28 protein-coding genes are annotated in these 24,378 nt (G+C 45.9%); 11 read left to right on the top strand and 17 right to left on the bottom strand.

Features of this window, described 5'->3' with window-relative positions; genetic code table 11:
• The first annotated feature begins 322 nt into the window (after positions 1–322).
• The 5 genes from thrS (at position 323) to P3C17_RS19945 (ending at position 4,488) form a co-directional block, all read left to right on the top strand.
• Positions 323–2,233, top strand: coding sequence for a threonine--tRNA ligase (thrS, locus tag P3C17_RS19965; RefSeq protein ID WP_300931054.1), 1,911 nt, complete (start codon positions 323–325; stop codon positions 2,231–2,233).
• Between the two features lie 27 nt (positions 2,234–2,260).
• Complete coding sequence (infC, locus tag P3C17_RS19960) at positions 2,261–2,803, top strand: translation initiation factor IF-3 (protein WP_040554878.1); 543 nt, start codon at positions 2,261–2,263, stop codon at positions 2,801–2,803.
• 97 nt (positions 2,804–2,900) lie between these two features.
• Entirely contained in the window at positions 2,901–3,098 is a 198-nt protein-coding gene (gene rpmI, locus P3C17_RS19955) for a 50S ribosomal protein L35 (protein ID WP_040554869.1), read from the top strand.
• 16 nt (positions 3,099–3,114) lie between these two features.
• A complete protein-coding gene (gene rplT, locus P3C17_RS19950) occupies positions 3,115–3,474 on the top strand; it encodes a 50S ribosomal protein L20 (RefSeq protein ID WP_008898705.1) in 360 nt (119 codons plus the stop codon).
• A 159-nt stretch (positions 3,475–3,633) separates the two neighbouring features.
• Positions 3,634–4,488, top strand: a complete 855-nt coding sequence (locus P3C17_RS19945) for a DMT family transporter (protein ID WP_300931053.1) — start codon at positions 3,634–3,636, stop codon at positions 4,486–4,488.
• Here the strand turns inward: P3C17_RS19945 and P3C17_RS19940 are convergent.
• On the bottom strand, positions 4,485–5,162 hold the full coding sequence (locus tag P3C17_RS19940) for a transglycosylase SLT domain-containing protein (protein ID WP_300931052.1): 678 nt from the start codon (positions 5,160–5,162) through the stop codon (positions 4,485–4,487). The two genes, P3C17_RS19945 and P3C17_RS19940, sit on opposite strands and share 4 nt — an antisense overlap.
• A 216-nt stretch (positions 5,163–5,378) precedes the next feature.
• On the opposite strand from P3C17_RS19940, the gene P3C17_RS19935 reads away from it, so the two are divergent.
• On the top strand, positions 5,379–6,383 hold the full coding sequence (locus tag P3C17_RS19935; RefSeq protein ID WP_300931051.1) for a cation diffusion facilitator family transporter: 1,005 nt from the start codon (positions 5,379–5,381) through the stop codon (positions 6,381–6,383).
• 65 nt (positions 6,384–6,448) lie between these two features.
• Here the strand turns inward: P3C17_RS19935 and yfbR are convergent, their stop codons facing one another.
• Positions 6,449–7,063, bottom strand: a complete 615-nt coding sequence (gene yfbR, locus P3C17_RS19930; protein ID WP_300931050.1) for a 5'-deoxynucleotidase — start codon at positions 7,061–7,063, stop codon at positions 6,449–6,451.
• A 35-nt stretch (positions 7,064–7,098) separates the two neighbouring features.
• The gene (locus tag P3C17_RS19925) at positions 7,099–8,313 is read right to left on the bottom strand and encodes a pyridoxal phosphate-dependent aminotransferase (protein ID WP_300931049.1); all 1,215 of its coding nucleotides are present in this window, start codon (positions 8,311–8,313) and stop codon (positions 7,099–7,101) included.
• Between the two features lie 121 nt (positions 8,314–8,434).
• On the opposite strand from P3C17_RS19925, the gene P3C17_RS19920 reads away from it, so the two are divergent.
• The gene (locus P3C17_RS19920) at positions 8,435–8,845 is read left to right on the top strand and encodes a hypothetical protein (RefSeq protein ID WP_300931048.1); all 411 of its coding nucleotides are present in this window, start codon (positions 8,435–8,437) and stop codon (positions 8,843–8,845) included.
• A gap of 18 nt (positions 8,846–8,863) precedes the next feature.
• Here P3C17_RS19920 and P3C17_RS19915 read toward each other — a convergent pair whose 3' ends face one another.
• The gene (locus P3C17_RS19915; protein WP_300931047.1) at positions 8,864–9,496 is read right to left on the bottom strand and encodes a hypothetical protein; all 633 of its coding nucleotides are present in this window, start codon (positions 9,494–9,496) and stop codon (positions 8,864–8,866) included.
• A gap of 218 nt (positions 9,497–9,714) precedes the next feature.
• On the opposite strand from P3C17_RS19915, the gene P3C17_RS19910 reads away from it, so the two are divergent.
• The 3 genes from P3C17_RS19910 to P3C17_RS19900 are packed head-to-tail and all read left to right on the top strand — an operon-like array spanning position 9,715 to position 11,797.
• Positions 9,715–10,575 (top strand): glucosaminidase domain-containing protein, encoded by an 861-nt coding sequence (locus tag P3C17_RS19910; RefSeq protein ID WP_300931046.1) that lies wholly within the window; start codon positions 9,715–9,717, stop codon positions 10,573–10,575.
• On the top strand, positions 10,575–11,225 hold the full coding sequence (locus tag P3C17_RS19905) for a DUF2987 domain-containing protein (protein ID WP_300931045.1): 651 nt from the start codon (positions 10,575–10,577) through the stop codon (positions 11,223–11,225). Before P3C17_RS19910 ends, P3C17_RS19905 begins: the two co-directional genes overlap by 1 nt.
• A 5-nt stretch (positions 11,226–11,230) precedes the next feature.
• Entirely contained in the window at positions 11,231–11,797 is a 567-nt protein-coding gene (locus P3C17_RS19900) for a tRNA-uridine aminocarboxypropyltransferase (protein WP_300931044.1), read from the top strand.
• Positions 11,798–11,828: 31 nt separating this feature from the next.
• On the opposite strand, the gene ttcA is transcribed toward P3C17_RS19900, so the two are convergent.
• The 11 genes from ttcA to ccoN all read right to left on the bottom strand — a co-directional run bounded on the left by ttcA (position 11,829) and on the right by ccoN (position 21,657).
• Positions 11,829–12,752 carry a tRNA 2-thiocytidine(32) synthetase TtcA gene (gene ttcA, locus P3C17_RS19895; RefSeq protein WP_300931043.1) on the bottom strand — a complete coding sequence of 308 codons (924 nt, stop codon included), beginning with the start codon at positions 12,750–12,752 and terminating at the stop codon, positions 11,829–11,831.
• A gap of 79 nt (positions 12,753–12,831) precedes the next feature.
• Positions 12,832–13,764 carry a universal stress protein UspE gene (uspE, locus tag P3C17_RS19890; RefSeq protein ID WP_300931042.1) on the bottom strand — a complete coding sequence of 311 codons (933 nt, stop codon included), beginning with the start codon at positions 13,762–13,764 and terminating at the stop codon, positions 12,832–12,834.
• 97 nt (positions 13,765–13,861) lie between these two features.
• Entirely contained in the window at positions 13,862–14,584 is a 723-nt protein-coding gene (gene fnr, locus P3C17_RS19885) for a fumarate/nitrate reduction transcriptional regulator Fnr (protein ID WP_300931057.1), read from the bottom strand.
• Between the two features lie 23 nt (positions 14,585–14,607).
• Entirely contained in the window at positions 14,608–15,294 is a 687-nt protein-coding gene (locus tag P3C17_RS19880; RefSeq protein WP_300931041.1) for a sulfite exporter TauE/SafE family protein, read from the bottom strand.
• Positions 15,291–15,476 (bottom strand): cbb3-type cytochrome oxidase assembly protein CcoS, encoded by a 186-nt coding sequence (gene ccoS, locus P3C17_RS19875; RefSeq protein ID WP_233079450.1) that lies wholly within the window; start codon positions 15,474–15,476, stop codon positions 15,291–15,293. Before ccoS ends, P3C17_RS19880 begins: the two co-directional genes overlap by 4 nt.
• The gene (locus P3C17_RS19870; RefSeq protein WP_300931040.1) at positions 15,473–17,860 is read right to left on the bottom strand and encodes a heavy metal translocating P-type ATPase; all 2,388 of its coding nucleotides are present in this window, start codon (positions 17,858–17,860) and stop codon (positions 15,473–15,475) included. The genes ccoS and P3C17_RS19870 overlap by 4 nt, the downstream gene beginning before the upstream one ends.
• A 2-nt stretch (positions 17,861–17,862) precedes the next feature.
• A complete protein-coding gene (locus P3C17_RS19865) occupies positions 17,863–18,348 on the bottom strand; it encodes a FixH family protein (RefSeq protein WP_300931039.1) in 486 nt (161 codons plus the stop codon).
• 74 nt (positions 18,349–18,422) lie between these two features.
• Positions 18,423–19,400 (bottom strand): cytochrome-c oxidase, cbb3-type subunit III, encoded by a 978-nt coding sequence (ccoP, locus tag P3C17_RS19860; RefSeq protein WP_300931038.1) that lies wholly within the window; start codon positions 19,398–19,400, stop codon positions 18,423–18,425.
• Positions 19,393–19,572 carry a CcoQ/FixQ family Cbb3-type cytochrome c oxidase assembly chaperone gene (locus P3C17_RS19855; RefSeq protein ID WP_008898724.1) on the bottom strand — a complete coding sequence of 60 codons (180 nt, stop codon included), beginning with the start codon at positions 19,570–19,572 and terminating at the stop codon, positions 19,393–19,395. Before P3C17_RS19855 ends, ccoP begins: the two co-directional genes overlap by 8 nt.
• A gap of 5 nt (positions 19,573–19,577) precedes the next feature.
• Positions 19,578–20,219: a cytochrome-c oxidase, cbb3-type subunit II gene (gene ccoO, locus P3C17_RS19850; protein WP_233079446.1), complete on the bottom strand. Its 642-nt coding sequence runs from the start codon at positions 20,217–20,219 to the stop codon at positions 19,578–19,580.
• Positions 20,220–20,229: 10 nt separating this feature from the next.
• Positions 20,230–21,657 carry a cytochrome-c oxidase, cbb3-type subunit I gene (ccoN, locus tag P3C17_RS19845; RefSeq protein WP_233079445.1) on the bottom strand — a complete coding sequence of 476 codons (1,428 nt, stop codon included), beginning with the start codon at positions 21,655–21,657 and terminating at the stop codon, positions 20,230–20,232.
• Between the two features lie 290 nt (positions 21,658–21,947).
• Here ccoN and P3C17_RS19840 point away from each other — a divergent pair, with 290 nt between their 5' ends.
• Positions 21,948–22,352: a hypothetical protein gene (locus tag P3C17_RS19840; protein WP_300931037.1), complete on the top strand. Its 405-nt coding sequence runs from the start codon at positions 21,948–21,950 to the stop codon at positions 22,350–22,352.
• On the opposite strand, the gene P3C17_RS19835 is transcribed toward P3C17_RS19840, so the two are convergent.
• Positions 22,331–23,191 (bottom strand): D-hexose-6-phosphate mutarotase, encoded by an 861-nt coding sequence (locus P3C17_RS19835; RefSeq protein WP_300931036.1) that lies wholly within the window; start codon positions 23,189–23,191, stop codon positions 22,331–22,333. The two genes, P3C17_RS19840 and P3C17_RS19835, sit on opposite strands and share 22 nt — an antisense overlap.
• Before the next feature lie 67 nt (positions 23,192–23,258).
• Positions 23,259–24,272, bottom strand: a complete 1,014-nt coding sequence (gene gap / locus P3C17_RS19830) for a type I glyceraldehyde-3-phosphate dehydrogenase (protein ID WP_300931035.1) — start codon at positions 24,270–24,272, stop codon at positions 23,259–23,261.
• Between the last annotated feature and the right edge of the window lie 106 nt (positions 24,273–24,378).

The following is a 24,378-nucleotide window of genomic DNA, read 5'->3' as shown; positions in this document are numbered from 1 at the left end:
GTCTGCTCGGTAAGCTATAAAACTTAAATAAAAAGCCGCCAGAGATATAGCTAAAGACAAAAGCGAAATATTTTCAGAACTCATTTTAATCTCACACTTTAAGTTTTCTGCGGTAATAAGCTAATGATGTCAGATTATAGCTTCTGTGAATATGGTCTTAGTTTTGCTATCATGCCGCTTGCAGGATAAATTTTGTGTACCAAGCTGTGTACCAAATGGCTCTTAGTGGGGGTCATCTACTGGCACGTAAGGCGCATAAAATCTGCATTATACCATTCAACAACGTGGCCCTTGGTATGGGCCACCACTGTGAGGACTTATCATGCCAGTTATTACTTTACCTGACGGTAGTCAGCGTTCATTTGACGCCCCTTTATCTGTATTAGACGTTGCCAAAGACATAGGCCCAGGTCTGGCGAAAGCCACCATAGCCGGCAAAATCAATGGCCAGTTGGTTGATGCCTGTGAGCTAATCACTGAAGACGCTTCGTTAAGCATTGTCACCGCCAAAGATCAGGAAGGCCTGGAAATTATCCGCCACTCCTGTGCTCACTTATTAGGTCATGCCATTAAGCAGTTGTGGCCAAATACCAAAATGGCGATTGGTCCTGTCATCGACAACGGCTTTTATTACGACGTTGATTTAGACCGTCCAATCAGCAGTGATGATTTAGCTCAACTTGAAGAGCGTATGCTGCAACTGGCCAAAACCGAATATGACGTAGTGAAGAAAAAAGTAAGCTGGCAACAAGCTTATGACACCTTCGCTGCGCGTGGCGAAAGCTACAAAATGGAAATCCTCGATCAGAACGTCGCCAAAGACGATCAGCCTGGTTTGTACCATCACGAAGAATACATCGACATGTGCCGTGGCCCACACGTGCCAAATATGCGGTTCTGCCAGCACTTTAAAGTGATGAAAGTGGCGGGCGCTTATTGGCGTGGTGATGCCAAAAACAAAATGCTGCAACGTGTATACGGCACGGCATGGGCAGATAAAAAGCAATTAGCTGCGTATTTACTGCAACTGGAAGAAGCGGAAAAGCGTGACCACCGTAAAATTGGTAAAGCTTTAGGTTTATTCCACTGGCAGGAAGAAGCACCAGGCATGGTGTTTTGGCACAACGACGGCTGGACTATTTTCCGTGAGCTGGAAACTTTTGTCCGTGAAAAGCTGAGCGAATACGATTACCAGGAAGTCAAAGGTCCATTTATGATGGACAAAGTGCTGTGGGAAAAATCCGGTCACTGGGAAAAATACTCAGACAATATGTTTGTTACCAGTTCTGAGAACCGTGATTACGCCATCAAGCCAATGAACTGTCCTGGCCATGTGCAGATTTTTAACCAGGGCTTAAAGTCGTACCGTGATTTACCGCTGCGTATGGCTGAGTTTGGTTGCTGTCACCGTAACGAGCCATCAGGTGGTTTACACGGCCTGATGCGGGTGCGTGGTTTTACTCAGGATGACGCCCATATCTTCTGTACTGAAGATCAGGTGCAGGCTGAAGTATCAGCTTGTATCAAAATGGTGTTCGACGTGTACAGCACTTTTGGTTTTAAAGACGTGCAGGTGAAATTATCCACTCGTCCGGAAAAACGCATTGGTACAGACGAAATGTGGCACCGTGCTGAACAGGGTTTAGCAGAAGCTTTGGATGCCAATGGCATAGCCTATGACCTGCAACCTGGTGAAGGTGCGTTTTATGGCCCTAAAATTGAATTTACTTTACACGATTGCTTAGGCCGCGCCTGGCAATGTGGTACAGTGCAGCTCGATTTCGCTTTACCGGGTCGTTTAGGTGCAAGTTTTGTTGCTGAAGGCAACGACAGACAAGTACCAGTGATGATCCACCGTGCGATTTTAGGCTCGCTGGAGCGTTTTATCGGAATTCTGATCGAAGAATATGCAGGCTTTTTCCCAGCCTGGTTGGCCCCAACTCAGGTTGTGGTGATGAATATTACCGATAATCAGGCCGAATATGTGCAGGATTTAGTAAAAACTTTCAAATCTCATGGTATTAGAGCTATTTCTGACTTGAGAAATGAGAAGATAGGCTTTAAAATCCGCGAGCACACGCTACAGCGTGTTCCTTATTTAGTGGTAGTCGGTGACAAAGAAGTTGAAGCCGGTGATATCGCGTTAAGAACACGGAAGGGCGAAGACCTCGGAAAAATGAGTGTAAGCGACTTTGTAACCAAGTTGACCACTGAAATTAAAAACCGGGTCTAATTATTTTCACTCTTGGAGGAACATACTATTAAAGTAGGAAAGAAAACTTTACCGGCGAACAGACCAAACCGTATTAACGAAGAAATCAACGTTAAAGAAGTACGCTTGTTAGGTCTGGAAGGTGAGCAATTAGGTGTAGTAATCACTTCAGAAGCTATTCGTTTAGCAGAAGAAGCAGGCGCTGACTTGGTAGAGATTAGCCCAACCGCTGAACCACCTGTTTGTAAGTTGATGGACTATGGTAAGTTCCTGTTTGAGAAAGGCAAAGCTGCTAAAGAGCAGAAGAAAAAGCAAAAACAGATCCAGATTAAGGAAATAAAATTCCGGCCTGGAACTGATGAAGGCGATTACCAGGTAAAACTACGCAACCTGCGTCGCTTCATTGAAGAGGGTGACAAAGCTAAAGTAACGCTCCGCTACCGTGGTCGTGAAATGGCGCATTTGGACATCGGCATTGAGATGCTTAACCGGATCAAAGAAGATATGACAGATATCGCTATCTGTGAATCTTTCCCAAGCCGCGTTGAGGGTCGCCAGATGGTCATGATGCTGGCCCCAAATAAGAAGTAATAAGAGCTTTCAAGCATAAGATACGCCGCTTGAATAAAGCGGCGTTTTTTATCGCCTTATTATTCGTTGTAATTTAAACAATGCGAGTTATTTAACTATGCCAAAGATGAAAACCAACAAAGGTGCTGCAAAGCGCTTTAAAAAAACCGGCTCAGGCGGTTTTAAACGTAAGCAATCACATCTTCGCCACATTTTGACGAAGAAGTCTTCTAAGCGTAAGCGTCAGTTAGGTCCAAAAACGTTAGTTGCAAAAGTTGACGTGGCTGGTATCGCTCGTTGTCTGCCATACGCATAATATTAGGAGATTTTAAATGCCAAGAGTAAAACGTGGTGTGACAGCTCGCGCTCGTCACAAGAAGGTCTTAAACCAGGCTAAAGGTTACTACGGTGCCCGCAGTCGTGTTTATCGTGTCGCTTTCCAGGCAGTTATTAAAGCTGGCCAATACGCTTACCGCGACCGTCGTCAACGTAAACGTCAATTCCGTCAACTGTGGATCGCGCGTATCAACGCTGCATCTCGTCAGAACGGTTTATCTTACAGCCGCTTCATCGATGGTCTGAAAAGAGCATCTGTTGAAATCGACCGTAAGATCCTGGCTGATATCGCTGTATACGACAAAGGCGCATTTGCTGCTTTAGTCGCTAAGGCAAAAGAAGCTTTAACTGCTTAATTCTTTGAGCAGAGTAAAAGGCCACCTCCGGGTGGCTTTTTTATACCCGTAATTTATGGTTTTGACTGTATTTGATTTATCTTTTCCTCCTTCTCTGATTTAACTCTGTTTTTACAATGTTATGCTGGCAAACATTGTATTTAGATATGAACATTAGCTATGTCCGCTGTTAGAGTTTTCATTTTTACCCTTCTGGCTTTATTAGCTTTTGCCGGTAACTCGCTGTTGTGTCGGGCTGCATTGATCCAAACCTCTATTGATCCGGTCAGTTTTACTGCTGTGCGGCTGATGTCCGGGGCTTTGGTTCTTTGGCTGCTGATTTCAATCCGGACAGAACATAATGCAGGTCAGGGAAATTGGTGGTCGGCTTTGGCATTGTTTGTGTATGCCATCGCATTTTCAGTCTCTTACGTCAACTTAAGTACGGCAGCAGGAGCTTTACTGTTATTTGGTGCAGTACAAGCCAGTATGATTGCTTATGGTCTCTGGCAGGGTGAGCGCTTTAGCTTGTTACAAAGCCTTGGTTTTGTCTTTGCTTGCGCTGGTCTGGTTGGCTTGTTATTGCCGGGTTTATCCGCACCCCCAGTTGATGCGGGTTTGCTGATGATCATGGCTGGTGTAGCCTGGGGCGTTTATTCATTGCGGGGGAAAAGCGGTGGCGACCCGATTAAAGTCACTGCAGGTAATTTCATTCGCACTGTGCCTCTGGCTTTGATTCTGGCTCTGGTGTTTCTTGACGGGCTTTTGCTTGATTTAGATGGTGTTTGGTACGCTGTCCTATCCGGAGCTCTGACATCAGGTCTTGGCTACGCGCTTTGGTACACAGCGTTACCTTATTTAAAAGCCAGTACAGCAGCAACGGTACAACTAAGTGTGCCTCTGGTCGCAGCTATGGGGGCAGTGCTGTTTTTGGCTGAGCCTTTTAGTTTACGTTTAATTTTGGCTTCAATAGCGATTTTAGGCGGCATAGCCCTGGTTACTTTGACGGCCCGCAACGCTAAGGACACAACTTAAATCGCTACTGTTAATTTGGCTTTGGTTGATCTGCTGGCATACGGATCACAAAAGGGCAGTTGGCGGGTGAAGTTGGCGATTTGCTGCACTTTTCCTCGTTGTGGTCTTAATGTAGACCAATAACGAGCTCCGCCTTTGGGCTCTTTGCTCCAGCCTGGCTGGCTGATCACGCCGTCAGTTTTTACCCACTTGCTCATGATTTTCACACCACAGCTTAAATTCACTTTGGGGTCATGCAGATGCTGTGGCTGTTTAATATCACAGGAATAACGGGCTTGGTTGGCGCTTTCGTGGGATATTTGTAATAAACCCCGGCTGATCACGCGGCGACCTTTGCCGTCTTTAAATTTTTCCTGATAAAACGACTGGGGTTTAAAGTTACTTTCAGGTTTAGCCATAGCGGAAAACAAAGCCACCCAGAATTGACTGCGCTGCTGCTTTTGCAAACTGGCATACAGAGGGCAGAAGTTTTGTATATCGGCTGGCACCAGCTTGATCAGCGGTGATTGTGCCACAGCCTGCTCTGTGATCCTTGTCCAACTGCCATCGCGGTTGTTTTCCGACCAGGCGGCATAATCTGAGCTTTTTTGATGGCTGATACTGCCCGCCATGACAGGTGTTGCCAATAAAGCACAAATAGCTGTGAGCATAAGCAGGGGGATATTCAATGGCATCTGTTGTTTTTGTTCTTCCTGGTGAATGCTTTTGTATCGGCACCGTTCAGCCAAACTTCAGTTTCAGACTAATGTTTTGTTGGCTTTGGCTCAAGCTTTTTTCTGCCTGAAGCAGGCAATAATTTAAATTCTACCTGGTAAGGCACTTTGTGCGCTGGCAGAGCCAGACAAAACCAGATATGGTACTCATATTACGGCATTTTTTTCAGGTGTAGCATGCCTCACGATCATTCAAATCCAGACCACAAAACTCATCAGCATGGCGCAAGCTGTAATCATAGCCATGGCGCAGAGCATGACCACAAAGATGACGACGAGCATAAGCATTCCCATGGCCTCTTTGGTCATCATCACCATCATCATGGTTCTGAATCGGGCAATATAGCCACCGCCTTTTGGCTGAACTTCAGTTTTACCATCATTGAATTTATTGGCGGCTGGTTGACTAATAGCGTGGCTATTATGGCCGATGCGATGCACGATTTAGGCGATACACTAGCGATCGCTTTTGCCTGGTTTGCCGCTAAAATCGCTGGCAAGGAGGCGACGCCCCGTTACAGTTATGGTTACCGGCGCTGGTCCTTGTTGAGCGCTTTGGTCAACAGCGTGATTTTAGTGTTGGGCTCCTGCTGGATTTTGTATGAAGCCATACCTCGTTTATGGCAGCCGCAACTGCCTCATGCAATGGGCATGATGGGACTTGCTGTTCTGGGTGTTGTTGTGAATGGCGCTGCGGTATTTAAACTGCGAGGCGGTAAAACCCAAAACGAAAAAATTCTGACCTGGCATCTGCTGGAAGATGTATTAGGCTGGGTTGCTGTGCTGGTTGGTTCTATTCTGATTTATTTTACCGACTGGGCTTGGGTTGATCCGGTATTAAGTATAGGTTTTACCTGTTTTATTCTAATCAATGTCTGGCGTAATTTGCGCCGCACTCTGGCTTTGTTTTTACAGGTCAGCCCGGATCCAAAACTGGCGGCCAAAATAGAGCACCAGTTGCAGCACCTTGAGTTTGTGCAGGAAGTGCATCACCTGCATTTATGGTCGCTGGATGGCGAAAAACATGTATTAACAGCCCATCTGGTGTTAAAAGCGGAAACTGCTACCGAGCAGTTAAAAACGCATAAAGAGCAAATACGGCAGCTGCTCCAGCCTTATCAGCTTGAACATACCACCATAGAGTTTGAGTTTAATCAGGAAGTTTGCCGGGATCAGCATTGAGCAGGTGTGAAAAGGGCGCAAATAAATCCGCGCCCTTATGATTTCGAGATGCATCGGATTGGCGATTACAATTGACCATCCTGCAAACTGATTTCATCCAAAGACAGCGAAAAGCTTGGGATGAAAATCTCAAGAAAGTAGTTCACTTCCGGCAGAGCGTAGCCTTCAAGCACAGCCTCCAGACGCTTTTTCGCCAGCACAAATTCATGATTGCCGGCAGACAGCTCTTCCAGAGTTTTGACATAAGCACAAAGCGTATCCGCCGCTTTGACCAGCAGCTTTTCATCCGCTGAATACTGTTCTGACAGCAGCAAGGACTGATAAAAGGGCTGCAATTTCTCTGGCAACATCGACAGCAGCTTTTGCTCAGCAATACGTTCTATCTTTTTGTATTCCTGAGCAATCTGCGCGTTAAAGTACTTAACTGGCGTAGGTAGATCACCGGTCAGTACTTCACTGGCGTCATGAAACAACGCTAGTGTTGCCACCCGCTCAGGTTGTACTTCACCTGCAAATACTTCACGACGAATAAGCGCCAGCATATGGGCTACCACAGCCACCTGATGGCTGTGTTCAGCCACATTTTCAGTATTGACGTTTCTCATCAGCGGCCATCTGTTAATCAGCTTCATCCGGAACAGATGAGCGAAAAAATGGCTTGGTTTTTTATCCGTAATCATTATGGCCTTTTACTGCTAATCCACTACTGCTGATGCTACTGTTGATAACCCGGTAAAAACTGCGCTAAGCGGCCAATCGCCATTTCCAGCTGTTCTTTGTGGGGTAAAAACACAATACGGAAATGATCCGGCTCTGGCCAGTTAAACGCCCTACCATGCACCAACAGTACTTTATGCTGGCGAAGGAAATCCAGCACCATCAGTTCATCATCTTTGATTTTAAACTTTTTACGATCCAGCTTAGGGAATAAGTACATAGCGCCTTTAGGCCGCACACAGCTGATACCATCAATACTGGTCACCAGTTTATGGGCTAAGTCCATTTGGTCATACAAACGGCCACCTGGCACTATAAGCTCGTTAATACTCTGATAGCCACCTAATGCGGTTTGCACTGCATGCTGACAAGGTACGTTGGCACAGAGGCGCATAGAAGCCAGAATATTTAAACCTTCTACATAGTGCTTGGCCAGATGTTTAGCGCCGGATAATAAAATCCAGCCGACACGAAAACCGGCGATACGGTAGTTTTTCGATAAACCACCAAAGGTCAGCATAAATAAATCGTCGGTTAACGAAGCCGTCGTAACATGCTCTGCGCCGTCATACAAAATTTTGTCGTAAATTTCATCACTCATCACCACCAGCTTATGCTCACGGGCAATGGCCAGCAGATCCAATAAAACCGCTTTAGAGTACACAGCGCCTGTCGGATTATTTGGATTAATCAGCACCAGAGCTTTGGTTTTTTTTGTGATTTTGGCACGAATATCAGCTAAATCCGGAAACCAGTCTGATTGTTCGTCACAGCGGTAATGCACGGCGTTGCCGCCGGCCAGATTGACTGCAGCTGTCCAGAGCGGGTAATCAGGGGAAGGGATCAGCACCTCATCACCGTTATTTAACAGCGCCTGCAACGACATCAGAATCAGTTCTGATACGCCATTACCAATGTACACGTCATCCGCATCGGCACCTAAAATTCCGCGCTGCTGATAATACTGCGCCACAGCAACCCGGGCCGGATAAATGCCCTGCGAATCGCTGTAGCCCTGAGCTGTGGGCAGGTTGTGGATCACGTGTTTTAAAATTTCATCCGGCGCTTCAAAACCAAAAGGCGCGGGATTACCAATATTGAGCTTTAAAATACGCTGACCTTCTTCTTCCATCCGTTTGGCTTCACGTGCCACCGGACCCCGAATGTCATAACAAACCCCATCTAATTTTGTCGAGCGCTCTATTGGTTTCATACCGCTACCCTTATGTCTCCGTCTATTGTTTTCATTGAAAATCTTTGCTTACACCTTTTTACACGCCTAGACGTCTTTTGCAAGTATGATTGCAAAAAAAAGCGGCAAAATCAGGAGCTTTATGACAAGTCTGCGAACTATCCCTGTTGGCGCCGTGGTGGGCTGCGAAATTTTTCAGTTTTTTGAGCACACAGGCATTTATATAGGAGAAGGGCAAATAGTGGAGCTGGCAGGCTCTGGCCTGGTACGTTCTTTATCCTTTAATCGTTTTCTGGCAGACCGATCCGGTGCCGAACTGATTTTCGCCACCAATCCGGCAGGTGAGATCATAGGCTCAGACATTGCGGCAAACAGGGCTATAGACCAGATTTACAGTTATCAGGATTACGACTTGTTAAGGAACAACTGCCACCGCTTTACTTACGCTTGTATCAGCGGTGACTCATTGCCATTAACCAGTTTTTTTGATTTAAAGCAGGCTCTTGCAACCTATTGGCGCTTTACCCCCAATTGGTTGCATAAAGCGCCTTAAAGCTTGTTTGAGTGATAGTTACTGGTTATCGCGTACTTCAATATCACCGACACCTACATTGGCTTCCAGTTCAGCTTTGCCTGAGCCATTTAACTCACTCGAACTGGTGACTAATACACGTTCCTGCTGATAACGGCCTTTGCCACCTTTAATAGATGTATCTCCTACACCAGCATCCAGTTCGATGGAAGCATAAAGGCTGGTGTCTACTTTGATGTCCACATCGCCTACACCCAAATCGACATTGATATCTGAAGTCAGATCGTCAACTTCAACAGAGCCTACACCTAAATTTAAGGCCACCGCCATTTCTGCAGGCATTTTTACTGTCCAGCTTTGTTTTACATCGTCGTCATCTTCCAGATCGACCTTCAGTTTCAGGGTGGAACCGTCCTCACGTACATTGATGCTTGCGTCTGATATATCAGAGCTGCGACCTAACCAGTTTTTGTCAGCTTCTAACTCGACAACTAAGCTGATTTCTGTTCCTTCAGCTACTTTTACGTCAATTTCACCAACAGGAACGTCCAGCACCAGCCTGGTAAAGCTTTTTGCATCTATAGTTTTTTCGAGCACTTTGACATCGTCAGCTACTGCCGTTGTTGCAGATAAAGCCAAAACCAGAGCAGAAATTAAAGTAAGTTTACGCATGTTATTCTCCTTTTTTCATAGTTATAGCTGAGTATGCAGTTTTCCTGCCAACTTAAATATTATTTAAATACAACGAGTTAGCATAATTCCGTCCGGGAGGGTTTAGTATTCAGGCCATTTTGTGGTCGAAACTATCAACGGATCTGGTTAGAATACGCACCGTTGTGGTCCAGCTCATTAAGTGGCGGGCTCGGATAAAAGCGAAATCAGGGTATCGCATGAAAAAAACAGAATTGAGCTTTTGGTTGTTGTTATGGGCTGTCGTGCTTTGTGCCGCGGCTTACCCATGGCTGAGACCAGCTCCTGTTGAAGACATTGCTTCATTAGCCGATTGGCAAATGCCATCAAAGCTGGAAGCTCTGGATGCAGCTGATCAACGCAAGTTATTAAAACGACTGGCTTATCCTGTGGCTATGCCCGAATTACTGCCAGTGCCGGATTTTGAGCAATACAAAGATGTGGTTGAAAAGAAAAAGGCTTTTTTTGACTATTTATTACCGTTTATAGAACGAGAAAACGCCAGATTATTGCATATCCGGCTGCAGATCATTGAAGTTCAGCAGAAGCAGACTCAACAAGAACTGACAGTGGAAGAATACGCTTTTATTTATAGCCTGTACGACGAATTTAAGCTGGATTATCCGGACGTAGATACAGAAGGTTTTCGTTTATTGTTAAGCCGGGTTGATATGATACCTGCGGACTTGGTGCTGATCCAGGCTGCAAAAGAATCAGGCTGGGGCAGCAGTCGCTTTGCTTTAGAGGCCTATAACTTTTTTGGTCAGTGGTGTTTCAGAGCAGGTTGTGGCCTGGTGCCACAAAAACGCAGTGCAGGTAAGTACCATGAGGTGGCAGTGTTTCCTCATGTAGCTGCTGCAATTAACAGTTACTTCTACAATCTGAACACCTTTTATGTGTATGAAGATTTACGTCAAATCAGAGCAAAACGCCGCGCTGAAGGCGAAGTAGCCGGACACCATCTGGTGACAGGGTTGATCCGGTATTCTGAGCGTGGCCAGGATTATGTTAACGAAATCCATACCATGCTCAAAGCCAATACTAAACATATAGACAGCTAATGATGAAATCTTATGTTCTGGCCAGTGCGCTGGTTGTTTTTAGCGGTTCAGCCTTAGCTGATACCGTATTTAATTACGATGGCTTTTATTCCCGGATGAAAAAAAGCGAAAAGGTCGAATTCAGTGATATTACGCTGGCCTTTATGCTGCAAAAAACCGGCACTAACGATCCTTGTGTTGTGGATAATGCAGTGATCACAACAGACATTTCTGAAGCGCCTTTGACTATCGCCAACAATGGTGAGCTGATTTTACCTTACGATGAGCTGCTTAATAGCCGTAAAGCATTAATCGTATTGAAGCAGCCAGAGAGCGCTCAGTCCTGCGATTTAAACTTTAAGTTACGCAGCAAAATGCCAGTGCCACAACAGGTGACTATTGCTCAATTGCGTAAGTTACAAAGCCAGTTCGACGAGCTTTTGGATTCATTGGCTGGTCTTGGTAAGTACTGGTTACCAGATGTTTCGGGTTTGACCCTACATTTTGCGACCGAAGTGATGGCGCAAAGTACAGATGCAGCTTTTCAGCAGCAACTGCTGTGTGAGCAAACTCGTTGTCGTGTTCAGTTACCAGCCAGTTTGGCTGACAGTGCAACAGTTGAGTTTTCTAAAGTACCGGATCACGCCACGCCTTTGTTACAGCAACCTTAAATCATATGCCGGAGCTGGTACTTTATCTGCTGACCCACAGCAGGGAACTGCATAAGGCGACCAATACCGGTGCTCTGGCGCTCCAGGCTTTGGCCGCATCTTTGAAGATCAGGGTTGAACTGATTGAATGGCAACGTAAAGAGCCTGATGTACGGCTGTTAGAATTAGCAACTCAGCAACAGCTGGGGTTAGTTTATCCCTTGTCACCTGAGCTGATGACGGCTGAAACGCCTGTAGCCTGTTATCTGTTGCAACTGGGCCTGTATCAGCCTCAAAATCTAACTGCTTCTAATCAACTGGCATTGCGTCAGGCTGAAGCTGTCAGGCATTGGCTGTTGGTGGATGCAACCTGGCAGGAAGCCGCCAAAATGCTCAGGCAAAGCCCATATTTGCAATCCTGCTATCGGCTGGGTATTGCAACTGATCAGCCTTCATCCTATAGACTTCGGCGTAATCAAAAAGAAGGGGCTTTGTGTACAGCGGAAGTGGTGATTGAACTGTTGCTACAAAGCGGTTACCCCAATGAAAAAGAGCAGCTGATGCTGCTCTTTGATGAATTTAACAAGCGCTAAATGTATGAGACGGGCAGGGCAAACCCAGCCCCTACGTCAGCTCTACAAATTGCACCGTTGCAGTTGCTGGTTCGTCTTCATCCTGGATTAAACCTACCGGTACTTTAGGTACGTCAGGTTTATCAAAGGCCATATCACCTTCTGAAGGTAGTGGGCTGTCCTTACTGATACCAGCAAAATCAAACAAAGATCTGTCAATCATATGAGAGGGCACAATGTTCTGCATGGCCTGAAACATAGTTTCTATGCGGCCAGGGAAACGTTTGTCCCAGTCCTGCAGCATTTCCTTGACGACCTGACGCTGTAAACCATCTTGTGAGCCACATAAGTTACAAGGAATTATCGGAAACTCACGGGCAATGGAGTATTTTTCGATGTCTTTTTCGCGGCAATAGGCCAGGGGACGAATGACGATATGCTCGCCGTTGTCACTAATCAGCTTAGCTGGCATAGACTTCATTTTCCCGCCGTAAAACATATTCAGAAACATAGTTTCAATCATGTCGTCGCGGTGATGGCCCAATGCAATTTTAGTGGCTCCCAGCTCTTTGGCTGTGCGGTATAAAATACCACGGCGTAGGCGGGAGCATAAAGAGCAGGTGGTTTTGCCTTCAGGAATTTTGTCTTTGACAATAGAGTAGGTGTCTTCAGTCACAATCTGAAAATCAACACCAATACGGCTTAAATAATTAGGCAATACATCGGCCGGAAAACCAGGTTGTTTTTGGTCCAGATTCACTGCAACTATAGAAAATTGAATAGGGGCAGATTGTTGCAGGTTGAGCAATATGTCCAGCATAGTGTAGCTGTCTTTACCACCTGACAAGCACACCATGACTTTGTCGCCTTCTTCAATCATATTAAAGTCGGCAATAGCCTGGCCTACGCCACGACGCAAGCGTTTGTGTAATTTGTTCAGGTTATATTGTGCTTTGGCTTCGGCTGCATGTGACATAAAACAACGACCCTAAATAAAAATGGCGCGTAGTATAACCAACTAAGCGCCAGCTTTGTAGCTTTGGATCTTGCTGAACTTAATGTTTCGCCAGTGGGCAAACAAAACCTGCAGGTTTGACAGCCAAAACATCACAATCGAGCCTGTCTATCACATGCTCTGCGGTATTGCCAATAATGGCCGCTGATAAACCAGTTCGGCCTATAGTGCCAATGACCACCATTTCGGCATCCAGTTGTTGCGCCATTTTTGGGATCACATCTTCTGGCATACCTTCAAGGACATGGGTCTGACTGGCATCTAATTCAAACTCTCGCGCCAGCTTTTGTACTGAGTCCAGATGGTGGTTTTTCATGGTCTGGTTGTATTCCTGTGGATTAAATTCCGGAATTTCAATAGCAATATTGACCGGAGTACCAGGGAAAGCGTTCACCAGCTGCACTTTGCCGTTAAGCAGAGCGGCCAGTTGTTTCGATTGCTGAATAATACGTTGATTCAGTGAGCTGTGATGGCTCTGCTCACTACCGGCATTGACAGCGGCTACTATATTGCCATGCTCCGGCCAGTCATGATCTTTCACCAGCAATACAGGGCATGGGCATTTACGCAAAATATGCCAGTCGGTTGGGGTAAATATCATGGATTTCAACACGTCGTGATCATGGGTGCCTTTGATCACCAAATCGTAACCTTTTTCCAGCACAGACTGCACTATGGCCTCAAAAGGCCTGTTGTGCCAGACCACCTGAATATCAATCTTCAGGCCTTGCTCCTGATAAACAGCCACCAGTTCACTGATCCAAAGTTCACGGTCGTTGATCACGGCCTGACGCATCGACTCGCGTTCTTCACCGGATAACATAGTGGTCATTTCGTAAGAAAAATCGTAAATGGATAAAAAGGCCGTCAGTTGGCAGTCTTGTAGTTTGGCCAGTTCAACGGCTCGGTTCAGGGCTTTTTGTTCCAGCACTGAAGGGTCCAGTACTACCAATACTTTTGGATATAAGGTCATATCTTGCTCCTGCTAAGCTAAGGCTTACCCTGTAAGTGTAGCCAAGGTAGCGAAGGTAGGCTGATAATTCCTTGTGCTGGATCAATACTTTGTATGATCAGCGTGCTATAGCGGAGCCACCAGCCAGTTTGCTTAAAGCGTCCGGATTACTGATGCTGATCAGTTTTCCATCCACTTGTATTAAATCGTCCTTATGGAATCGACCTAATAAACGGCTAATAGTTTCAACAGTCAGGCCTAAATAATTGCCTATTTCGCCACGAGTCATGCTTAAACGAAATTCTTTTTTTGAAAAACCGCGATTAGAAAAACGTTGAGCCAGATTGGTTAAAAAGGCGGCCAGTTTTTCTTCAGCATTTTTACGGTTCAGCAATAACAACATTTGCTGATCACCGCTAATATCCTGACTCATCAGTCGCATCATTTGTTGACGAAGTTTGGGTAATTCGCCCATCAACTGGTCCATTTGACTGTAGGGTATTTCGCATACCATAGCGGTTTCGAGTGCCTGAGCAAAGCTGGGATGCTGCTGCTCGCCTATCGCATCAAAACCTATCACATCACCAGGTAAGTGAAAGCCAGTAATTTGTTCTTCGCCGGATTCGGTTAAGGTAAAGGTTTTAAAAGATCCGCTACGCACGGCATACAGAGAATGCAAAGCTGTACCGGCTTCCACCAAAAAGTCACCTTTGTGCAAAGGCTTTTTACGTTCGATAATATCGTCCAACGTGTCCAATTCAGCATTACTCAGGCTGAAGGGCAGACATAACTGACTAAAACCGCAGTGTTGGCAACTTAAATTTGAACCGGACATAGATATTCCTTTAAAGCAACTTTCGCAGCTTAGAAAAGTCGTGGAGCTAATGCAATAGCTATAGTGTACAACGCATAGATTGCCAGTAAAAAAGCGGCACTGGCTCTGATCAGTTTATTATTTTTAAACTGACTTAACTGACGGGCAAAGCTTCCCACCGCCAGCATGGCTGGTAAAGTTCCGACACCAAAAGCCAACATCAGTAAAGCACCTTGTAAGGCGTTGCCACTGGCCAGACTCCAGCCTAAACTGCTGTAAACCAGACCACAAGGTAAAAAACCCCAACATAGACCATAAGCTAAGGCTTTGTGGCTGCTATCAAGGGGTAACAAGGTTTTGGCGACAGGCTGAACTTTACGCCACAAAGCCGAGCCAAACTTTTCCAGTACAGTCAAAGCAAACCACAAGCGTGCCACATAAAACGCCATTAACAGCAGCAGGACACCAGCAAGCAGTTTTAGCCAGAATAAACTAATACCTAGTTTGACCAGCACGGCTGCACCAAAAGCCCCTGTCAGTGCGCCTAAAAGGCTATAAGTCGTTAAACGGCCGAGGCTGAGTGCCAGTTGCAGTTTCAGCTGCTGCATCAGACTCAAGCCGGGCATAGAAAGCTGCAATGCGCTGGCTATACCGCCACACATCACCAGGCAATGACTGCTGCCTAAAAAACCAATACTCAAAGCGGCAAAAAGGTTTACTGCAAGTTCAGCGTTCATTGAGGTGGCAGTTTGTCTTTATCGTTTTGAGGGGCTGCTTGTTTTTCTTCTTCAAACAAAATGCTCATGCCTTCTTTGTTTAAATCATCAAACTGGCGGCTACGTACAGCCCAAAAAAAGATGCCAAGGCCAATGCAGACAAAAAGTATGGCGATAGGGATCAGCACATAAATAATACTCATGTTTTGAGTAACCTCAGTGAGTTAGACACCACTAAAATAGAACTGAATGACATGCCAATTACGGCTATATAAGGCGATACAAAACCTGCTACAGCTAAAGGAATGATCACCAGATTGTAACCCACGGCCCACCACAGATTTTGCTTCACAATACGCTGCGCAAGCACGGCCCCTTCAATCAATTGCTGCACTAAGTGTAAGTCATTATGCAGCAAGACCACATCAGCCTGATTTTTTGATAAATCTGTGCCTGAATCTAATGCCACTGAAACATGGGCGGCGTGGAAACAAGGGCTGTCGTTAATACCATCGCCCAACATCAGCACTTTATCACCTTGCGAGACGGCCTGCTGGATATGTTCTACTTTTTGCTCTGGGCTGCAACCTTTAAATACTTGGTCAAACTGCAATTGCTGCTGCACTTCTTCTACCTGAGCGGAAGAGTCTCCCGTCAGCATAGACAACGTCAGACCACGTTGTTTTAAAGCTGTTATAAGGGCAGGGACTTCTGGGCGAAGTGCATCTGAAAGTTCCACGGATAACACCAATTGATTATTGATGGTGCAGCAAACGGCAGCAGCTGTCTGGTCCTGAACAGCACAAAAAGCCGCGCTGCCCACTTTCACAGTCAAAGAAGCATTATTTTGCAGCCAAAGAGCCGATAAGCCTGAGCCAACATGCACTTGTACCTGCTCAACTTTTATCTCTGTGTTCAGATAAGAGCTAAAGGCCCGGGCTATAGGATGCTCTGAGTAGGTTTCAATACGGGCAATCAGCGCTAACAGCGTTGCTTCGTCATAGGCAGTGTTATGCAGCTGGGTGCGTAAAATACTAAAACGGCCCTGGGTCAGACTACCGGTTTTATCTAGAAATACCGATGTCAGTTGTGGCAAAACTTCCAGTACTTGTTGGTTTTTTATCAAAATGCCTTTGCGGTTTAAACGAGCCAAAGCACAGGTTATAGCCGTCGGCGTGGCTAAGGTTAAAGCGCAAGGGCAGGTGGCTACCAGAACGGATAAGGTGACCCAAAAGGCTCTTTCCTGATCCAGCCAGAAATACCAGACTAAAAAAGTAGCCAGCGCGATGATCAATAAACGCTGAATAAAAAAGCGTGCAAGTTGGGTGGTTTTTTCAACGATTTGCGGTTTTTGGTTCAGCGTCTGTTGCTGCAGACTAATGATCTGGCCCAAACGGGAGGACGCCAGAGCCTGATGCACTGTGACTTTTAATACACCGTCATGATTAATACTGCCGGCCATCACAGTATCACCCGCTGCTTTGCTGACTGCCTTGTATTCGCCAGTGAGCATGGATTCGTCTACCGAACTTTCGCCCGAAAGCACAACACCGTCAGCAGCTATGGTTTCACCGGCTTGTACCAAAATGATCTGACCTGCTTCTAAGCGACGGGCCGAGGTAGGAACAAGTTCATCGCCTTGCACCAGTCGGGCTGATACCGGCATTATTTTTAATAAATTTCCTGTCGCTGCGCGGGCCTGAGCTCTGGCGCGGAATTCAAAAAACTTACCGAGCTGCAGCAAAAACACAAACATGCAAACAGATTCAAAATAGACTTCGCCTATGCCAAATAAGGTCGCGTAGGCAGAAGCGATAAAGGTATAAAACACGGCCAGCGTCACTGGCACATCCATATTCAGCTCGCGGCCTTTGATTGCCCGCCAGGCACTTAACGTAAAAGGCTTAGCGCTGTAAAACACCACAGGAGTGGTTAATAACAAACTGATCCAGCGTAAATAACCTTCAAATTGGGGTTCTATGCCAGTGTATTCGCCAAAATACAAGCCAAAGGCCAGCATCATCACCTGCATACTCATAATACCGGACACAGCCAGACGCTTTAAAAAACGGCGCAGCTCGGCTTGCTGAACAGCTTCTTCCTGATCCGCCATAAAAGGCGCAGCCTGATAGCCTAACTGACTGATGCTGGTGAGGATATCGCTGAGTTTAAGTTGTTTTACATCCCAACTAACGATGCAACGGGCTGTACTGGAGTTGACGCTGACGCTGTAGACGGTAGGATTCTTTTTCAGTTGTTTTTCAATCAGCCAGGCGCAGGCCGCACAACTGATACCACTGATGGATAACTCAATTTGAGTGTGGTTATCTTTGTTTTGGGTCAGGTCGGCCAGTACTTCAGCGCTGTCATAATTGACCAACTGCAATTGACCGGGTACCAGTTCAGCTTTACTGGCAGGGGCAGTTCGGAATTTATAATAATCACCCAGCCCCTGATCGATAATAGTTTCAGCCACAGCCAGACAACCAGGGCAGCAAAACTGCCTCTGTTGTTGCTCTATCTGCAGGCTAAAATCTGAACCTTTTGGAATAACTTCATTGCAGTGAAAACAACCTGAATACGACACTGTTAATATCCCAGTTTAAACTCTTCCAGTTGCGGTAGCATAGCTGTAGCACGCAGCTTCCAGTCCTTGTGTTCATCCGACACCACCAGATTCCACTTTCCTTCAAGGAGGGTGGGTAAGGTCGCTACGTACATATTTTCGCCGCTACGCTCTGCTGTGATAACAAAATCATAGGCTGCTATTGTGTTGTGGAAAAACTCCAGCGTCAGATGCTCACCTAAAGTCTTATTTTGCTCAAATCTCACTATCACCTGATTCGCTGCAATCAAAGTGCTGGCGTGCAAGTTGCGCAATTCAGCTTCACGGTACTTCGCCAGATTCATATTTATGGCTCGACCTTCTTTGTAGTAGTCGTCCACCACCAAATCCGGGTTGCTTTGTTGCATGATGTAGATGGTATGGCCACCTTTAATAAAGGAAACGATAGGGAAAGCCAATAATAACCAGGGCCAGAACTGTTTGTACCAGGGTTTTGTATCATGCAACATCAGGTATTCCTCTTTCAGATAGCAATAAGCCCCACAAAGCGGGGGCTTATTTTACAGTTGAGCAGCAGAATAAACTACTTGCTGCTTTCTTCAGGACGAGATAAACGGTAAACGTATGCAGAGATAATATGGATTTTTTCTTCACCTAAAATCTCTTTAAACGCAGGCATCTGACCATTCCGGCCTTTAACCAGTGTTTCTTCAACTGCACCGTGTGAACCACCGTATAACCAAACATTGTCAGTCAGGTTCGGTGCACCAAATGGCAAGTTGTGAGCTAAGCTGCCTTTACCATCTGCACCATGACAAGCCGCACACATGCCAAACTTAGTTTTACCGGCTGCGGCCTCTTTATCGTTCACCTTACGGCCTGACAGGCTTAACACATAGGCCGTCATTTCTTTAATGCCTTGTTCACCTAACGCATCACCCCAACCTGGCATTGCAGCTTTACGGCCGTACAGCAAAGTTTCTTTGATTTTGTCTGGTGTACCGCCGTACAACCAGTCATCGTCAGTCAAATTAGGGTAACCACGTTGACCACGGGCATCTGAGCCATGACACTGAGCACAGTTTTGCAGGAACAAACGCTGGCCAATTTTCAAGGCTTCCGGATCATAAGCTAAATCCATGATGTCGCGGTTGGTGTATTTAGCAAACTCTTTGGCATAGGTTTCGTTGGCAGCCGCATATTCGCGATCCAACTGGACGTTTTTACCTTCAACTTTATTTTGTTCCACAGCAGCTTTGGATTCAGCCAGGTTTTTAATACCCTGATTAGAACTGGTCCAGTTTAAAAAGCCTTTGTAGTTGCCAAGACCAGGGTAGGCCGCAAAGTAATATACCGACCAGATTAAGGTGGCATAAAACATATAGGTCCACCATTTTGGCAGAGGGTTATTAATCTCTTCAATGCCATCAAAATCATGGCCTGTGGACTCGCCTTCTTTCACACCAACATGGTTTTTTAAGTTCCAGGTCAGAATAACGGCGCAAAATACGATACACGCTATTGTTAAGACAATGATCCAAGTGCTCCAAAAGCTACTCATGATCCGACTCCTGTTTCTGTTGTTGTTTTGGTTTCTGGTCGTCTGCAAAAGGCAAATTTGCCTGTTCATCGAAGTCTGGCTTGCGTTTTAACACAAAAAGCCAGACCACAAGACCAATGAAACCTACAAACACTAACACGGTGAAAATACTGTGTAGGGTTGCCATATCCATAATAGTTACTTCAATGCCGTGCCAAGGGACTGAAGATAGGCAATTAACGCCTGCATCTCAGTTTTACCCTTGACTGAATCAGTTGCTGCTGCAATTTCTTCGGCTGAATACATCACACCATCTTCATCGTTTGCATGCATTTTGCCTTTAGTTAACTTGTTAAAGATTTCCATCTTCTTCGGTGTTAACTCGCCATCCAACAGATTTTCATCCAGCCATGGGTAACCCGGCATGTTGGATTGAGGCACAACAGAACGAGGGTCCATCAAATGTGCATGGTGCCAGTCATCACTGTAACGACCACCCACACGGGCTAAATCAGGACCTGTGCGTTTAGAGCCCCATAAGAATGGATGTTCCCATACACTTTCGCCAGCAACAGAGTAGTGACCGTATCGTTCCACTTCGTGGCGGAAAGGGCGGATCATCTGGCTGTGGCAGTTGGTACAACCTTCACGAATGAAAATATCCCGACCTTCCAGCTGAAGTGCTGTATAAGGTTTTAAGCCGTCTACAGGTTCGGTGGTTTCTTTTAAAAATAGCAAAGGAGTGATTTCAACCAAGGTACCGAAACTGATTGCAACCACAGTGCCTATGGCTAACCAGCCGGCGCTTTTCTCGAAAAATTCATGATAGTTCTTAGACACAATAAGCTCCTTACGCTGCTTCAGCTACTGGTTCCAGAGCGCCATCTTTTGCTCTGATAGTTTTCACAACGTTATAGGCCATAATCAGCATACCTGTGACGACAAAACAACCACCAATAAAGCGCATCAGGTAGAACGGATAGGACGCTTCTAAGCTTTGTACAAAGCTGTAGGTCAGAGTGCCGTCTGTATTGACCGCACGCCACATCATGCCTTGCATAATACCGCTGATCCACATGGCAACTATATACAGAACCACACCGATAGTATGTAACCAGAAGTGAGTGTTAATCAGCTTGATGCTGTACATCCGGCCCTGATTAAATACTGCTGGGATCAGGTGATACATTGCGCCTATAGAAATCATCGCGACCCAACCTAAAGCACCAGAGTGAACGTGACCTATAGTCCAGTCTGTGTAATGCGACAGCGCGTTTACAGACTTGATGGCCATCATTGGACCTTCAAAAGTCGACATGCCGTAGAACGACAGGGACACAATAAGGAAACGTAAGATAGGGTCTGTTTTCAGTTTATGCCAGGCACCAGACAGCGTCATGATACCGTTGATCATGCCACCCCAGCTTGGAACAAACAGAATGACTGACATCACCATACCTACAGACTGAGTCCAGTCCGGCAGGGCAGTGTAGTGCAAGTGGTGAGAACCAGCCCAGATGTATAACGCAATCAGAGCCCAGAAGTGCACGACTGATAAACGGTAGGAGTACACTGGACGACCTGCTTGTTTTGGTACGAAGTAATACATCATACCCAGGAAGCCTGCGGTTAATAAGAAACCTACCGCGTTATGACCGTACCACCACTGTACCATTGCATCCACAGCACCCGCATACACAGAGTAGGATTTAAACAGAGATACAGGGATCACCATGCTGTTGACAATATGCAGTGCTGCAACAGTGATAATAAAACCACCATAGAACCAGTTGGCAACATAAATATGACTAGTGTTTCGTTTGACTAAAGTGCCAAAAAACACGATAGCGTAAGAAACCCAAACCAGGGTGATCAGGATATCGATAGGCCATTCCAGTTCAGCGTACTCTTTACTCTGGCTAATGCCTAAAGGCAAAGTAATAGCTGCAGCGATAATGACGACCTGCCAACCGATAAAGGTAAACATCGCCAGTTTTTCGGCAAAGAGCCTGACTTGACAAGTCCGCTGTACCACATAATAAGAAGTGGCGAACAGAGCGCTGGTACCAAACGCGAAGATTACCGCATTAGTGTGAAGAGGACGAAGACGACTATATGTTAACCATGCCGTGTCAAAATTAAGTGCGGGCCAATAGAGTTGCGCCGCAAGTAATACACCCACCACCATACCGACAATACCCCACAATACTGTGGTGACGGCAAAGAGGCGGACAACGGTATAGTTGTAGTCAACATTTAACGATTTGGTCTGGCTCATGTTGAGTTCCGCTGCAGTTTATTGCTAGTGATTAAAATTTCACCCTAAGGTGACCCTTCTTATTGTTGATTAACAGTGTAGCAGCCTCCGTAAGGTGCAAAGCAACTATACCCTTAACCATTTTGGGGCGAAATAATACGAGTTTTACCTCTAAAAAGATAGGCAAAACAGCCTGTTTTATGATGTAGAACAATACTGCTGGTCGCAAAATAACCAATTGCAGCAGTGTTTTGCGTTTGGTACACGCATAAAGGTACACTTGCCATCCTTTATCTACGGAAAATGATCAGATGAGATTGCTGCTGCTGGCATTTTATTTACTTTGTCTGTCTGGATGTTCTGATGAAACCCCAGCTAAAGTCGCCTCTGTCTTGCAATTGCACCAGGATGAATACCTCAGTGTAAGTTTAAGCCCGGCCGAGGCTCCGGTTGAGCAGCTGTTAACCTGGTCTGTGCAATTGTCCGAAGGCTGGCACATCAAACACGCCGAAGTGGTTGGGGTGTCGATGAGTATGGGCACTATACCACTGCTGTTTAAAGCTGTGACGGGACAACAGCAGCAGTATGTAGCAGAAATGGTATTGGGCGCGTGCAGTCAACCCCGGATGAAATGGCAATTGCAACTGACATTGCTTCATGTCACCCAAGGGGAAAAACTGTTACTGCTGCCTTTTTACTCCAGCTGGCCTGAATAGCGGATCTGCTGCACCAGTTGCAGTGGTGTTTTATTGTTCAGGCTTAAACGCGCGGTTTCAACACACACAAAATCCAGATACCCAAGATCCGGTAAATCTTTTAACACTGCGGCTTTCTCTGACCATGGGTTCCATAACACGCTGGCATCATGACCCTGCTGACAGATCTGAAGTCGGGCTTTGCCATCCTTGAGTGTTAATTGCTCTGGTGTACTCAGATAGACCCGATCAACTTCTTCGCTGAATCTGAGTTCTTCGGTGGTTTGATGAAACTCTTTGCCTGCCTGGACTTTATCCAGATAATTGCCTGTTAAATCACAAACGACAGCCTGATGTACTGAATCCACCACAAAATAGCTATGGAGTGCAGCTTGTTGCACAGCCTGATCTGAGTTCAGCGTCAGGGTTAAGTCAGTTTCAGTTAAAGTGAGTTGTAAGCTTAAATAAGCAGGAGCGTCCTGATAAGGTAAGCTGCCGGTGGTGATGCCAAATTCAATGATTACAGCATGTTCTGACACCGACTTTTTCACCAGTTGCCATAGTTCGGTGCGCACCACCCCATGATTCGGCAGTTTTTGCTGTGCAGGATTAAGTTCAGCGGCGGCAGGGCCAAACCAGGGCCAACACACAGGCACACCACCACGAATGGGTGTGTTGTCTTGCCACTCTGCTTCTGGTGACAGATAAATGACTTCGGTGTCAGCTTTCGGCTGATAAGAGAGCAGATGAGCACCATAGCTACTGATCACAGCTTTAGCCTGGCCGCACGTTAAGACATAACAAGGTAAATCCTTTAAATGGGCAAAACCTGAGTGTGCAGTAATAGCATTTGGGGTCATCTTGTATCCTTAAATTCAACAGAAAGAAAAGGCGGCTAAAAAGCCGCCTTGGTGGGGTGTCTGAAGCTTACTGACTATGTTTCATCAGTTCAACAGTGTTGTCCAGCATACGGTTACTGAACCCCCACTCATTGTCATACCACGCCATTACTTTGACCAGGCGACCGTTTACACGGGTTTCGCTGGCATCAAAAATAGAGGACATCGGGTTGTGGTTAAAGTCGACGGACACTAATGGCAAGTCGTTCACTGCCAGTACCTGATTCATCGGGCTTTGTGCTGCAGCTTTACGGATAATATCGTTGACTTCTTCGACTGTGGTGTGACGACCAGCGATGAACGATAAATCCACTAAAGACACGTTCAGAGTTGGTACACGTACAGCTAAACCATCAAATTTACCTTTCAGCTCTGGTACTACCAAGCCTACAGCTGCTGCTGCGCCAGTCTGAGTAGGGATCATTGACATGGCCGCTGCACGGGCACGACGCACGTCTGTGTGATACACATCACTTAAACGCTGGTCATTGGTGTACGCATGAATAGTGGTCATTAAGCCTGATTCAATGCCTAAAGCGTCGTTTAACGGCTTGGCGATAGGAGATAAACAGTTGGTGGTGCATGACGCGTTAGAGATGATGGTCATGTCTTTGGTGATCACATCATGGTTTACACCATAAACTACAGTGGCATCCACATCTTTGGCCGGAGCAGAGATAATGACTTTTTTAGCACCTGCCGTTAAATGCGCACCAGCAGTCTGACGATTGGTGAACAGACCTGTACATTCAAGCACCACGTCAATATTGAGTTCCGCCCAAGGCAGCTTTGCAGGACTACGCTCACTTAACGTCAGAATTTCATCTTTATTTACGAAAATAGCTTTGTCTGAGTGTTCTACGTCAGCGAAAAAGATGCCGTGAGCTGTATCGTACTTCAGTAAATGGGCGTTAATAGCGGCATCGCCTAAATCGTTTATGGCTACAACTTTGATGTCATAATTCTTCTTTGACTCATATAAAGCGCGTAAAACGTTGCGGCCAATGCGGCCAAAACCATTAATTGCTACACGAATTGTCATAACCTATCCCCAGACTGTAATTTAATTCTGTAATAAAATTACATTTTTTGTCATTCTTTTCAAGTGCAAAAAAGTTATGCATTCGTATTTTGTTAATCCAGGCCTT

The organism is Rheinheimera sp. 1928-s (genome assembly GCF_029269265.1).
Classification (GTDB): Bacteria; Pseudomonadota; Gammaproteobacteria; order Enterobacterales; family Alteromonadaceae; genus Pararheinheimera.
The sequence above is the reverse complement of the archived record's forward strand: the minus strand, read 5'-3'. Positions and strand labels throughout refer to the sequence as shown.